Source organism: Microbacterium luteolum (assembly GCF_039533965.1).
GTDB lineage: Bacteria > Actinomycetota > Actinomycetes > Actinomycetales > Microbacteriaceae > Microbacterium > Microbacterium luteolum.
This window is the reverse complement of sequence record NZ_BAAAUN010000001.1, coordinates 3,403,701-3,416,583: the sequence shown is the minus strand read 5'-3', so window position 1 is coordinate 3,416,583 and position 12,883 is coordinate 3,403,701. Positions and strand designations below refer to the sequence as shown.

Below are 12,883 nucleotides of genomic sequence, written 5' to 3'. Positions count from 1 at the left end.
AGTATGCGGCCGTCTCCGGGTCCCTCTCGTCGGCCGCGCCGCTTCGAGAGAAGCACCCGGATAATGGAGAGGTGGAGCCGTGGCAGACGAGGGAGTGGTTCGCCGAGTACCTGGACGTCTGCAACGCGCACGATCTGGATGCCCTCCGGGAGTTCGTCGATCCGCAGGTGCGACGTGCGCACCTTCCCGGCGGCGTGGACGCGTGGATCGACGACATGGCCGACCTGTTCCATGCGTTCCCCGACTGGCGGTGGCGGCGCATCCAGCTCGTGATCGAGGATGATCGGATCGCCGCTCACCTGCGCGGCAGCGGCACGCACTCCGGGGTCTTCCACGGGCTGTCAGCGACCCGTCGGCACGTGAACGTCGCCGAGTTCGGCATCTACCGCATCGTGGGCGGGCGCATCGTGGAGCACGCGGACTCGGAACCGCACCTGCGGATACGAGCGCAGCTCGAAGCCTGACGGGTCGAGGCCCCGGATCAGTCGCCGAACGCGGCGAGCAACTCGGTGAAGTGGTCGAGGTCGTCTGCCGACCAGCGGCGCAGCCTCTCCCCCAGTCGTGCCTCGTACCGGGAGCGGGCCAGGGCCACGCGCTCCTGGGCGAGCTCGGTCGCGACGAGCACGCGCGCCCGACGGTCGTCCGGGTCGCGGACGCTCTCCACCAGCCCCAGCTCCTCGAGCTGACGAACCTGCCGGCTCACGGCCGACTTGTCGGTCTGCAGGCGCTCGATGATCGCGCCCGCAGACGTCGCCTTGCCCGACGCGATCGAGGTGAGCACCTGATACCCGAGCGGCTGCAGATCGGGATGCACGGTCGTCGCGGCCTCGCGCCAGCTCACGCGGATGCGGGCGAAGAGTCGCCCCAGCTCGTGCTCGACGCGCGAGATCGCCTGATCGAGCTCGGTGCTCGCGGATTCGGCGCTTCCCGCACCTTCGGGCGCGGCGGCGGGCGCGCCCGTGCGGGCGGGTTCGTCGGTCGAGGCGCTCATGGTCGCCAGCTTACGGCGAAGCCTCGCCGTCACAGTGACGGCGAGGCTTCGTTCGTGCGTGCGAGAGAGGTCGGAAGACCTCCGGCATCACTTCTTGAGGAGGCCTGCGGCGGTGAGCCACTCCTGAGCCGCATCCGCGGCCGAAGCCTTCTCGTCGCCCTCGACGCGGTTGCGGAGCTCGATCAGGTCCTCGGTCGTGAGCTTCGCCGAGATGGCGTCGAGCACCTCTGCGAGCTTGTCGGAGTAGATGTCCTTCGAGAGCAGCGGGATGATGTTCTGCGCCGAGATCATGTTCTCGGGATCCTCGAGCACGACGAGGTCCTCGGCGGTGATGGCCGGCGAGGTCGTGTAGATGTCCGCGACCTGCACCGTGCCGTCGACGAGCGCCTGAACCGTGTCGGGTCCGCCGAAGTCCTCGTACGGGACGAAGGTGACCTGGCCCGCTTCCACGCCCACACCGTAGACGTCGCGCAGCCCCGGGATGCCGTAGCCGAGTTCGCCGAACTGCGGGTTCGAGGCGAGCGAGAAGGGCTCCAGCGCCTTCAGGTCGCCGATCGATTTCAGGTCGTTGTCCTCGGCGGTCTTCTTCGTGACGACATAGGCGTCCTTGTCCTCCGCCTCGGCCGAGTCGAGCACCTGCAGGTCATCGGCCGCCACCGCATCCGGCAGCGCGGCGTCGACGTCCTCGGTCGTCCGCTCCGCGTAGTCCGTGTCGTAGTAGGCCAGCAGATTGCCGTTGTACTCGGGGATGAGGTTGATCGAGCCGTCCTGCAGAGCCGGAATCGTCTGCTGTCGGGGACCGATGTTGAACTTGGTCGACACGTCGAAGCCTTCGGCCTCGAGCGCCTGCGCATAGATCTCGCCGAGGATCTCGCTCTCGGGGAAGGCGAAGGACCCCACCACGACGGCGTCGCCCTTCGCCGACTCGCCACTGGGCGACGTCGGGTCGGTGGTCGCGCATCCGGCGAGTGCGACGGTGGTGCTGACGGCGAGCAGGCAGGCGGTCAACCAGGTCTTGGAGGTTCGGGAGGTCATGCGGGGATCCTTTCGTCGATGACCGGAGGCGCGGCGGCATCCGATCGGTTTCGCGGCGAACTGCGGAGAGAACGGGACGTGCGTCCCGGAGTTCTGGTGAGACGCTGGAGAAGCGCGAAGAGACCGTCGACGCTCAGCGCCAGGACGGTCACCAGCAGCGCACCGCCGAGGATCACGGTGTAGTCGTTCAGGCCGATGCCGGAGGAGATGATGCGCCCGAGGCCCCCGAGTCCGACGTACGAGGCGATCGTCACCGTCGCGATGACCTGCAGCGCGGCCGACCGGATGCCGCCGATGATCACCGGCAGTCCGAGCGGGATCTCGACCTTGAACAGGATCTGCAGCTCCGTCATCCCGATCGATCGCGCCGCGTCGATCGATTCACGGCCGACGCTCTCGAGCCCGGCGTAGGCGCCGGCGAGGATCGACGGAATCGCCAGCAGCACGAATGCGACGATCGAGCCGATGAGAACGGCGGGCGTGGTGGTGAGACCGGCGCGCAGCACCATGGTGAGGAAGAAGAGCAGTCCGAGTGTCGGAAGAGCGCGCATGGCACCGGTGAAGCCGATCACGAACTGGCGGCCGCGTCCGGTGTGCCCGATGAAGAAGCCGAGCGGGAGGGCGATGACCATCGCGATAGCGAGTGAGACGCCCGAGTAGACGAGGTGCTCGACGAGCCGGTCGCCGATGGGCAGAGGACTCTGCGAGCCCGGCACCCAGTTGGCCGGATCGAAGATCCAGGCGATGGCGTTCCGGAGGAAGTCCATCAGACCCCCTGTCCCGGGGATGCCAGGACCCGACGGGCGCTGTCGCTGCCGGTATCGCTGCCGGTAGCAGTGCCTCGCGGGGTACGTACACCGGACGCCCGGCTCCAGGGCATCAGGACCCGCCCGAGTGCCACCAGGATCAGGTCGAAGACAAGGGCGATGAGGAGGCTCATGACGATCCCGACGACGACCTCCTCGAGGATGCCGCGCTGCTTGCCGTTCTGGAACAGGTAGCCGAGGTTCTCGGAGCCGATGATCACGCCCACCGAGACGAGAGCGATGGTCGACACGGAGACGACGCGGAGACCGGCGATCAGCACCGGACCCGCGAGCGGGAACTCGACGCGCCAGAACCGACCTGCTCGGGAGAAGCCGATCGCCTCCGCCGCATCGATGACCGATCGATCGACGGATCCGAAGGCGTCCGTCGCCGAACGCAGCATGATCGCGACCGCGTAGATCGTGAGCGCGACCACCAGGTTCGTGTCATCGAGGATCCGGGTGCCGAGGATGACCGGCAGGATGACGAACAGCGGCAGCGAGGGGATCGTGTAGAGCAGGCTGCCGGTGGTGATGATGAAGGTTCGGGCGACGCGGTTGCGGCTGGCCACCCAGCCCAGCGGCACGGCGATCACGAAGCCGAGGATGATGGGAAGGATCGCCAGTCGAACGTGATTCATCGTGAGATCGATGATCAAGGCGATGTTCGAGGCGATCCAGTTCACAGAAGCACCGTTCTGTTCGGCCTTGGACTGCCGAATCGAGCAGACAAGACACTCGACTGAACCACAGAAGCGCTCGTTCACCAAGCCCGGACGTCATGAGGAAGCCCCGCCGTCGACGTGACGGCGGGGCTCCGATCCGGACTCCGGTCAGACCTCCGCGAGCAGTCGGAAGACCTTGGAGGCGGCGTCGATCTCGTCCTGCGTCAGCCCCGCCACGACCGTGCGCAGGCGTGTGGCGTGGTCGCGGCGCAGCTCGGCGAGGGCGGCGCGGGCCGACGGCGTCGCCGTCAGGATCCGCAGCCGCCCGTCGCGCTCGTCCGGGCGGGATTCGATCAGACCGAGATCCTCCAACATCCGCACCTGGCGGCTGATCACGGACTTGTCCATCTCGAAGCGCTCGGCGAGCTCGTGTGCGTTCGCGGTGTCGGCCCGCTCGATGAACGTCAGCAGCTTGTAGCCGCCCACCTGCAGTTCGGGGTCGATGCGTGCCGCCGACTCCTTCCAGAGCGTCCGGGTCCTCGCGAAGATGAGGTTCAGATGCGTCTGGAGGTCGCCGAGAGCGCTGTCCACGTCCTGAGACGTCGCCGCTTCCGTGGTGACCATGTCAGCGCCTCGGCTCCGGGTCCTCGCGCTCGAGCACGGTCACCGATCCGGTGGTCGGCGACGCGGACTCGGCGCTCGCGATCCGGATGGTCCCGGTCGAGAGCGATGCGCCCACCTCGGCTTCGGCGACCTCGATCACCGATTCCTCGGCCTGGTCGCGAAGCTGCTCTGCGGCGTTCTTCGTCGAGAGCGGCTTGTTCTTGATGAACGCGATCGCGATGATGGCGATCACGGCGAGCGGGATCGCGATGATGAACGCATCCGCGATGCCGTGGCCGTAGGCGCCCTCGACGATCGCGCGGATCGTGTCGGGGAGCTGCCCGACCTTCGGGACGTCGCCCGACGCGAGGTGCTCCAGCGCGCCGACTTCATCCGGCGTGGTCGGCACGAAGCCGTCGAGGCCGTCGGTGATGTAGCTCGCGACGCTGGTCGACAGGAGCGAGCCCATCACGGTGACGCCGATGGTGCCGGCGATGGTGCGGAAGAAGTTGACGTTCGAGGATGCTGCGCCCAGCTGCTGCGGGGCGGTGTCGTTCTGCACGATGAGCGTGAGGTTCTGCATGACCATGCCGAGACCGGCGCCGAGGACGAACATGTAGACGGCCACCAGCGGGAACGGGGTGTCGTAGCGCAGCGTCGCCATCAGGCTGACGCCGATCGTCGTCAGGACCGACCCGGTCAGCATCCAGCCCTTCCACTTGCCGAAGCGGCTCACGAGCTGGCCGATGATGATCGACGCACCCATCTGGCCGATGATCATCGGGATGGTCATCAGACCCGACTCCGTCGGCGTGGCGCCGCGGGCGAGCTGGAAGTACTGCGCGAGGAACACGGACGTCGCGAACATCGAGACACCGATGGCGATCGATGCGATGACCGAGAGCGTGAAGGTGCGGTTGCGGAAGAGCGACATCGGCACGATCGGCTCCTTGACGAAGAACTCGACCGTGATGAACGCGGCGATCGCGACGCCGGCGGTCACGGCGAGCATGATGCTCGTCGAGGAGTCCCAGTCGAACTGGCTGCCGCCCATCGACACCCAGATGAGGAGGGTGGAGACGCCGACGGCGAGGAGGACGATACCGAAGTAGTCGATCGAGACCTTGGTGTCGCGCTGGGGCTTCGGCAGGTGCAGCGTGAACTGCAGCAGCACGAGGGCGAGGATCGCGAACGGCACGCCGACGAAGAAGTTGGAGCGCCAGCCCCAGACATCGGTGAGGAGGCCGCCGAGCAGCGGGCCACCGATGGTGCCGAGGGCCATGATGCCGCCGACGACGCCCATGTACTTGCCGCGTTCGCGCGGGGAGATGATGAGCGCGACGGCGATCATGACCAGCGACATCAGGCCGCCGACGCCGATGCCCTGGACGACGCGCACGGCGATCAGCATGTTCGTGTCGGTCGAGAAGCCGGCGATCACGGTGCCGACGGTGAAGAGGATCAGGGAGATCTGGACGAGGATCTTGCGGTCGACCAGGTCGGCGAGCTTGCCCCAGATGGGCGTCGAGACGGCGGTCGCCAGCAGGCTCGCGGTGATGACCCAGGTGTACTGGGACTGCGTGCCGCCGAGGTCGGCGATGATGACCGGCATCGAAGTCGACACCACGGTGCCCGAGAGCACGGCGACGAACATGCCGACGACGAGGCCGGAGATCGCGGTGAAGACCTCGCGCGGTGAGCGCACGGCCTCGGTCGCGGAGGAAGGTGAGGCGTTAGTCACGGGGTGAATGCTCCTGTGTTGAAAGTTGACAAGGGTCAACTATACCCCTTTTGGTTGCGTAAGCGCAACTATCGACCTGGAGCAACGATCGTGCACGGAGCGGAAGATCCGATGTCCCCGGTGCATGCGACGATCTTCCCGTCGACAGGAGACGCGATGCGGGACGAAGCCACCGTGCTGCATGCCGATCTCGACGCCTTCTACGCCTCGGTCGAGCAACGGGACGCACCGGCGCTGCGCGGGAAGCCGGTGATCGTCGGGGGCGGAGTCGTCCTGGCCGCGAGCTACGAGGCCAAGGCCCGCGGCGTGCGCACCGCGATGGGCGGCCGGCAGGCGCTTCGGCTCTGCGCCCGGATGCCGTCGTCGTCCCGCCGAGGATGGACGCGTACTCCGCGGCGAGCAGAGACGTGTTCGCGATCTTCCGCGACACGACCCCGCTGGTCGAGGGGCTCTCCATCGACGAGGCGTTCCTCGAGGTCGGCGGACTCCGGCGCATCGCGGGCGCACCCGAGCAGATCGCGATGCGGCTGCGGGAGCGCGTGCGCACCGAGGTCGGTCTGGCCATCTCCGTCGGTGTCGCGAGGACCAAGTTCCTGGCGAAGGTCGCCAGCGCCGTCAGCAAACCCGACGGCCTCCTCGTGGTCGAGCCCGACCACGAGGAGGAGTTCCTGCTCCCCCTGCCGGTCGAGCGACTGTGGGGCGTCGGCGCCGTGACGGCCGAGAAGCTGCACAGGCTCGGCATCCGCACCGTCGGTCAGCTCGCGGAGCTCGAGGCGTCCGCGGCCCAGCGGCTTCTCGGCAAGGCGACCGGTGCCCACGTGCACGCGCTGGCGCGGCTGCGAGATCCGCGCCCCGTCGACACGACGCGGCGCCGCGGCTCCATCGGCTCGCAGCGCGCCCTCGGCAGCCGCCCGCGATCGGCCGAGGAGCTCGACCTCATCCTCACGCAGATCGTCGATCGACTCGGCCGGCGCCTCCGCGACGGCGACCGCGTGTGCCGCACCGTCGTGCTGCGCCTGCGCTTCGGCGACTTCGCGAAGGCGACCCGATCGCGCTCACTCGGCGCCCCGACCGACCGCAGTGCCAGACTGCTCACCGTTGCCCGGATGCTGCTCGTCGCGGCGCGGCCCGAGATCGCCGAGCGCGGCATCACCCTCATCGGCATCTCCCTCTCGCAGCTCGACCATGCCGACAGGGTGCAGCCGGAGCTTCCCCTCGACGAGCTCGGATTCAGCGACGACGGGGAGCGCCTCGACACGGTGATCGACGCGGTCCGCGATCGCTACGGCGCGGCGTCGGTCGCCCGCGCCGCGCAACTCGGTCGTGATCCGGGCTGGTCCACGCCGCTGCTGCCGGAGCACGAATGATCCGCGCGCGGAAGTGAGACTTGCTCCTCACACAGTGTCAAGAGGAAGACTGGCCAATCATGTACACCATCGGAGAGTTCGCCGCATTCGGACGCATCAGTCCGCGGATGCTGCGCCACTATGACGCCATCGGACTGCTGACACCTGCCCACACCGACGACCAGACAGGACGCCGGCAGTACGCGGCCCGGCAGCTGCCCGACCTCTACCGCATAGCGACCCTGCGGGACCTCGGGATCGGCCTGCCGGCCATCGGCCGCGTCCTGGCGTCGGATGATCCGGAGCGATCACTGCGCGCGGTCCTGCGGGAGCGTCGCGCGGAGCTTGTGGCCTCCCTCGACGCCGACGCGGCGCGGCTGCAGCGACTCGACCGACAGCTCAGCGAGACGGGACGGGAACCCACGGACGCCGTCGAGTACGCCGCGTCCGAAGCGGTCACCGTCTATGCCACCGAGGCCGTGGCTGTCGGCGGCGGGTCCGAGGCCGTCGGCCAGGTCATCGGGGACCTGATCCCGCGGCTGGACGACGCTCTCGAGGCCGCCGGCCGCCCGCTGATCGAACCGGGTATCTTCTGGTACGTCCCCCGCGAAGAGTCGGATGACATCGATGTGCATATCTCCTACACCGCGGAACCGGTGCCGGTGCCGGGCAACGGGTACGAAGTCGTGCGACTCCCGGCCGCTCCGATGATGGCACGGCTCCGCCATCGCGGCGACATGACGAGCATCCACGAGTCGTGGGGCGCGCTCATGACGCGGATCGTCGCGGACGGGTACTCGATGATCGGTCCGTGCCGGGAGGTCTACCTCGAGGCCCCCGGCCATGTCCCGGGCGACGGCTGGGTCACGGAGCTTCAGGTTCCGATCGAGCTCGCCCCTGCGTCATGACGTCGTGGCGGAACGAGGATCCCGCTCGGCGAGCACCGCGCGCGCGGCCAGTCCGATGATCGCGCTGTACGTCGGATACGCGAACCGGACGCCGGCGAGCGTCGACACGTCGACGCCGGCCGCCATCGCCGTGGTGACCGACTGGATGACCTCGATCGCGTTCTCTCCGACCGCGTGGGCGCCGAGGATGAGCTGGCGACGTCGATCGGCGATGAGCTTCAGGAAGCCGACCTCACGGTCGTCGATCACCGCGCGCTCCAGGTTCGCGTAGGGAACCGTGACGACGACGCAATCGGTGTCGCGCTCTCTCGCCTGCTCCTCGGTGAGCCCGACTCCGGCGTAATCCGGGTCGGTGAATCCGCCGGCCGGCAGCAGGTGGTGCGGCGTGCGCCGGTTCGCGCCCAGCACCGCGTTCTCCGCTGCGGCCTCGCCCTCGAACTGGGCTGCCTGTACGAGCATGTCGCGTCCGTTCGCGTCGCCGACCGCGAAGATGTGCGGCACGACGGTGCGGAAGTAGCGGTCGGCGGGGATCGAGGATCGTTCGATCGCGATGCCGGCGTTCTCGAGGCCGAGATCCTCGACGTCGGCGGGCCATCCCGTCGCCATGATGACCGCGTCGAAGGTCGACGCACTCTGCTCCCCCGCCTCTCGCCACGTGAGCCGGATGGCGCCGTCGTCCGTTCGCTCCAGACCCGCGACCGTCTCGATCCCGGTGCGCACGTCAACGCCCTGCTCGGCGAACGCGGCGCTGACGGTCGCGGCGATCGCGGCATCCGAGGCCATCAGCACCCGCGGAGCCACATCGAGGAGGGTCACCTCGGAGCCGAAGGACGAGAAGACCGTGACGAGCTGCGCGCCCGTATTGCCCGCGCCGATCACCGCGACCCGGCGCGGCAGAGTCGGGAGCGACAGGACGTCTTCCGGCACGGTGGCGAGCTCGGCGCCCGGAACCGGCAGCCGTTTCGAGTGTCCGCCGACGCAGATGAGGATCGAGCCGGCGGTGAGGCGACGACCGCTGTCGAGCACGAGGGTGTGATCGTCGGCGAAGCGTGCACGACCTTCGTGGATCAGGTCGACTCCGGCCGCGGCGAAGCGCTCCGCCTCCCGCTTGATCGAACGCACCCGGTCGACGCGTTCGTGGACCCGCTCCACCGTGGTGGCCCAGTCGATCTCGGGAGCGCCGGCGCGCACGCCGTAGTCGTCGGCATGGCGTGACTCGCGGATGAGACGCGCGGTCTTGGCCAGCACGCGGGTGGGCACGCAGCCCGTGTTCACGCAAGTCCCACCGGTGCGCCCGGCCTCCAGCACGACGACGCTCGCTCCCAGCTCGGATGCCCGCAGCGCCGCGGCCGTGCCGGCCGGCCCCGCTCCGATCACGGCGACGTCGTAGTGCTCTTCGAACTCTGCCATGCGCCGAGAGTATCGCGGGAGGACCGTCGCGACCTCGGGGACGAACAGTCAGTCGGCGTCGTACGCGTTCTCGCCGGAGATCTCCAGCAGCGGGCCCGTCGGAGACTCCACGCCCCGCGTGAGATCCTTCAGACGACCCACCAGCGCGTCGTCCTGCAGTTCCGGCCCCCGATCGTGGACGGTCTTCGACACGATCTGACTCGCCGGGCCGATCAGGAACTTCGCCGAGACGACGGATCCGTCGTCCTCGCGAACCGGGATCTCGATGATCTCCGCACGTTCTTCGTCGCCCAGCGCGCGGCCGTAGGCCAGCAGGGCATCGGCGATCTCATCGCCTGTGAGGAACTCTTCGCCGCCGTACATGATCAACTGCATGAGGCTGTTCTACGGCATCGACGGCCGAATCCCGCGCCCCTTGCCGGGGCGCGGAACTGCTGGTAGACAGCGCCAGGAGCGCCCAGGCGAGTAGCGTTGGCGCATGCCGGAACGTTCACAGGACACGAAGCGGCGATCGTCGGCCGGGCGTCTCAACCGGGATCTGATCGTCACGACGGCTCTCGCGCAGATCGACCGCGACGGGGCGTCGATCCTGTCGATGCGCTCACTGGCGCAGGAGCTGGGCGTCGAGGCGATGTCCCTGTACCGATACGTGCACGGCCGAGAGGATCTGCTGGAGGGCGTCGTCGCCCTGTTGATGGACGACCTCACGGCGAGCCTCGATGACGAGCTGAACGACCACTGGCAGGGCTTCCTGCAGACGGTGGCGCATCGGGTGCGGCAGATCGCGATCGATCATCCGAGGGCGTTCCCCCTCATCGCCACGCGCCACCCGGCGGCACCGTGGCTGCGGCCACCGCTGCGCAGCGTCGAGGTGGTCGAGCTGTTCCTGAGCACGCTGATCGACCAGGGGTTCTCCGACCAGCAGGCCGTCGACACCTATCGGTCCTTCAGCAGCTTCCTCCTCGGTCAGCTGCTGCTCGAGGCCGCTGTGCGGGGCGCCGAGATCAGTCCGCTCGATGAGCCGCTCGACGAGGGCGGCGCCGACGTCCCGGAGGGCGACGGGCAGGAGGACGTGGACGATGACGCACAGATCGTGCGGCTGCGACCCCTGCTGAGCGAGGACCGCAGCGACGAGGAGTTCGAGGCCTCGCTCGAGAGCCTGCTCGATCGTCTCAGCGGGGAACTCTCGCAGTAGGCTTACACTGTCATCACACTTACGGTGTAAGCCTACGAAGCAGGAGCCGATACGCACGATGGGGCGATTCATCTACGAGGGCAGCGTCAAGACCGAGATCGAGGACCGCGCACTGACCCACCTTCAGCTGGTCATGACCGCCAAACTCCGACGAGCGGAGCCGTTCAACTTCACCTGGCGCGAAGACCTGAGCGTCGGCGGCGGGCGCACGACTGTCTGGGTGCACGCGCGGAGCTCCCTCGTCTTCAAGTACAGCGGCAGCCGGCAGCCGGCGATCAACCGGGAGTGGATCGAGGCTCTCGCCTTCACCGCGAACGCGCCGAGCGGCCTGTATTTGGTGCCCGAGCCCGCGGAGCAGAGCGCCGCAGGTCGCGTCGACGTCCCGACCTGAGCGGCGATGCTTGTAGTAATTTAGCTATAATGCTAAATTCGCGAAATGACGATCATCCGTGGCGTCCGAGCACAGCTCCGCAGGCGGCTTCTCATCAGTTATCGCCTCGATCCCGCGGTGGCTGCCGCGCTGCTGCCGGATGGCTTCCGCCCGCAGGTCATCGACGGATCGGCGATCGCCGGCATCTGCGTCCTCGGGCTGGAATCGATCCGTCCTCTATGGTCTCTGCGACGGTGGGGCCTTCGCTCTGAGAACGCCGCCCATCGCATGGCGGTCGAGTGGGACGGTCCTGATGGCCGCGCTCGTGGAGTCTTCGTGTTCGAGCGGCACACTTCCGCATGGCATCCGGTTCTCTTCGGTGGACGGCTCTTCCCCGGCGTGCACAGAAAGGCGCGGTTCCGCATCAAGGAGGCGAGCGGGCGCTACGCCGTCGCGATGTCGGCCGACGGACACAGCATCGATGCCGATGTCGAAGTGGGTGGTGAATGGTCGAGCGGCGTCTTCGCGTCGATTGACGAGGCGTCGGACTTCTATCGCGCCGGTCGAGTCGGATGGTCGCTGGCGCACGACCGACGCACCGTCGAACCGGTCACCCTCGCGTCGGAGGAGTGGAAGGTCGAGCCTGCACGCCTGCACCGCCTCCGGTCGTCGTTCTTCGATGCTCTCCCCCGAGGGTCCGCGGTGTTCGACAGCGTCGTCGTGATGCGCGACCTGCCGCTGATCCTGTCCGATGCGCGGCGTCCCGGGCGGGATCGCACGGACGCCGTGCTTCGGACGTCCTACCAGGCGTAGGCCTCAGGGGCCTGTCCACCGGGGCCGGGGAAAATCTCGTCGAGTCCGCGCAGATCCTCTGCGCTGAGCGTGATCTCGAGCGCCGACACCGCGGACTCGAGCTGCGCGACCGTGCGAGGGCCGATGATCGGTCCGGTGACTCCGGGCTGGTGAAGCAGCCAGGCAAGGCCGAGCGCCGAAGGAGCCCAGCCGCGCTCCTTCGCGAAGAGCTCGTACGCATCGAACTGGTCGCGGTGCTGGGCACGCATCTCTGCCGCCCGCCCCGTGTTCGATCGGGCGTTGGCATCCGATGATCCGCCGCTCAGCAGCCCGCCCGACAGCGGCGACCACGGGAGGATTCCGAGGCCGTAGTTCTGCGCCGCAGGAATGACCTCGAGCTCGATGGACCGCTGGGCCAGGTTGTACAGCGACTGCTCGCTCACGAGGCCGAGGAAGTGGCGCTGCTGCGCGATCTCGTTCGCCTGTGCGATGTTCCACGCCGCGAAATTCGAGCTGCCGGTGTAGACCACCTCGCCGCGAGCCACGAGCACCTCCATCGCCTGCCACAGCTCCGGCCAGGAGATATGGCGGTCGATGTGGTGGAACTGGTACAGGTCGATCCGGTCGGTCTGCAGTCGGCGCAGCGACCCGATGGCTTCCCGCCGCACCTGCCAGGCGGATGCGCCACGAGCGTTGGGCCGGTCGCCCTCCGCGGTCGGGGCGACCATCGGCGAATGCACCTTGGTCGCCAGGACGATGTCGTCCCGCACACCGGGGCGAGCCGCGAACCACCGACCGATGATCTCCTCGGTCGCGCCGCGCCCCGCCGACCCGCCGTAGGCGTTCGCCGTGTCGAAGAAGTTCACCCCCAGCTCGAGGGCACGATCCATGATCGCGAACGATTCCTCCTCCGAGGTGCGGTCCCCGAAGTTCATCGTGCCCAGCACGATCCGCGAAACCGACGTGCCCGTGCGACCCAGCTGCGTGTAATCCATGGTTCACGAGCCTATTCAGGATCGGA

General features: G+C 68.1%; 14 protein-coding genes and 1 pseudogene. 6 read left to right on the top strand and 9 right to left on the bottom strand.

All coding sequences use genetic code 11. From position 1 onward, the window contains the following. The first annotated feature begins 71 nt into the window (after positions 1-71). Positions 72-464 carry an ester cyclase gene (locus ABD648_RS16485; protein WP_282216046.1) on the top strand — a complete coding sequence of 131 codons (393 nt, stop codon included), beginning with the start codon at positions 72-74 and terminating at the stop codon, positions 462-464. A gap of 17 nt (positions 465-481) precedes the next feature. On the opposite strand, the gene ABD648_RS16480 is transcribed toward ABD648_RS16485, so the two are convergent. From ABD648_RS16480 to ABD648_RS16455, 6 genes are all read right to left on the bottom strand, one after another. Beyond that, complete coding sequence (locus ABD648_RS16480) at positions 482-991, bottom strand: MarR family winged helix-turn-helix transcriptional regulator (RefSeq protein ID WP_282216045.1); 510 nt, start codon at positions 989-991, stop codon at positions 482-484. Positions 992-1,078: 87 nt separating this feature from the next. Further along, positions 1,079-2,026, bottom strand: a complete 948-nt coding sequence (locus ABD648_RS16475; RefSeq protein ID WP_282216044.1) for an ABC transporter substrate-binding protein — start codon at positions 2,024-2,026, stop codon at positions 1,079-1,081. Next, entirely contained in the window at positions 2,023-2,793 is a 771-nt protein-coding gene (locus ABD648_RS16470; RefSeq protein ID WP_282216043.1) for an ABC transporter permease, read from the bottom strand. Before ABD648_RS16470 ends, ABD648_RS16475 begins: the two co-directional genes overlap by 4 nt. Then, positions 2,793-3,518 carry an ABC transporter permease gene (locus ABD648_RS16465; RefSeq protein WP_282216042.1) on the bottom strand — a complete coding sequence of 242 codons (726 nt, stop codon included), beginning with the start codon at positions 3,516-3,518 and terminating at the stop codon, positions 2,793-2,795. Before ABD648_RS16465 ends, ABD648_RS16470 begins: the two co-directional genes overlap by 1 nt. Before the next feature lie 147 nt (positions 3,519-3,665). Beyond that, positions 3,666-4,121, bottom strand: a complete 456-nt coding sequence (locus ABD648_RS16460) for a MarR family winged helix-turn-helix transcriptional regulator (protein WP_282216041.1) — start codon at positions 4,119-4,121, stop codon at positions 3,666-3,668. Position 4,122: 1 nt separating this feature from the next. Continuing rightward, complete coding sequence (locus ABD648_RS16455; RefSeq protein WP_282216040.1) at positions 4,123-5,841, bottom strand: MDR family MFS transporter; 1,719 nt, start codon at positions 5,839-5,841, stop codon at positions 4,123-4,125. 156 nt (positions 5,842-5,997) lie between these two features. Between ABD648_RS16455 and dinB the strand changes: the two are divergent. Both dinB and ABD648_RS16445 read left to right on the top strand, forming a co-directional pair. After that, positions 5,998-7,208 (top strand): annotated as a pseudogene (gene dinB / locus ABD648_RS16450) (DNA polymerase IV). Positions 7,209-7,267: 59 nt separating this feature from the next. Next, positions 7,268-8,095 (top strand): MerR family transcriptional regulator, encoded by an 828-nt coding sequence (locus ABD648_RS16445; protein WP_282216039.1) that lies wholly within the window; start codon positions 7,268-7,270, stop codon positions 8,093-8,095. On the opposite strand, the gene ABD648_RS16440 is transcribed toward ABD648_RS16445, so the two are convergent. Both ABD648_RS16440 and ABD648_RS16435 read right to left on the bottom strand, forming a co-directional pair. Then, positions 8,090-9,505: a dihydrolipoyl dehydrogenase family protein gene (locus ABD648_RS16440; RefSeq protein WP_282216038.1), complete on the bottom strand. Its 1,416-nt coding sequence runs from the start codon at positions 9,503-9,505 to the stop codon at positions 8,090-8,092. The two genes, ABD648_RS16445 and ABD648_RS16440, sit on opposite strands and share 6 nt — an antisense overlap. A 48-nt stretch (positions 9,506-9,553) precedes the next feature. Further along, positions 9,554-9,880, bottom strand: a complete 327-nt coding sequence (locus ABD648_RS16435; protein WP_282216037.1) for a hypothetical protein — start codon at positions 9,878-9,880, stop codon at positions 9,554-9,556. Between the two features lie 103 nt (positions 9,881-9,983). On the opposite strand from ABD648_RS16435, the gene ABD648_RS16430 reads away from it, so the two are divergent. The 3 genes from ABD648_RS16430 to ABD648_RS16420 are packed head-to-tail and all read left to right on the top strand — an operon-like array spanning position 9,984 to position 11,883. Beyond that, the gene (locus ABD648_RS16430) at positions 9,984-10,700 is read left to right on the top strand and encodes a TetR/AcrR family transcriptional regulator C-terminal domain-containing protein (protein ID WP_282216036.1); all 717 of its coding nucleotides are present in this window, start codon (positions 9,984-9,986) and stop codon (positions 10,698-10,700) included. Positions 10,701-10,758: 58 nt separating this feature from the next. Then, positions 10,759-11,091 carry a DUF7882 family protein gene (locus ABD648_RS16425; protein ID WP_282216035.1) on the top strand — a complete coding sequence of 111 codons (333 nt, stop codon included), beginning with the start codon at positions 10,759-10,761 and terminating at the stop codon, positions 11,089-11,091. A gap of 45 nt (positions 11,092-11,136) precedes the next feature. Next, positions 11,137-11,883 carry a DUF2071 domain-containing protein gene (locus ABD648_RS16420; RefSeq protein WP_282216034.1) on the top strand — a complete coding sequence of 249 codons (747 nt, stop codon included), beginning with the start codon at positions 11,137-11,139 and terminating at the stop codon, positions 11,881-11,883. Here ABD648_RS16420 and ABD648_RS16415 read toward each other — a convergent pair. Continuing rightward, positions 11,871-12,857, bottom strand: coding sequence for an aldo/keto reductase (locus tag ABD648_RS16415; RefSeq protein ID WP_282216033.1), 987 nt, complete (start codon positions 12,855-12,857; stop codon positions 11,871-11,873). The genes ABD648_RS16420 and ABD648_RS16415 overlap by 13 nt on opposite strands. Positions 12,858-12,883 lie beyond the last annotated feature (26 nt).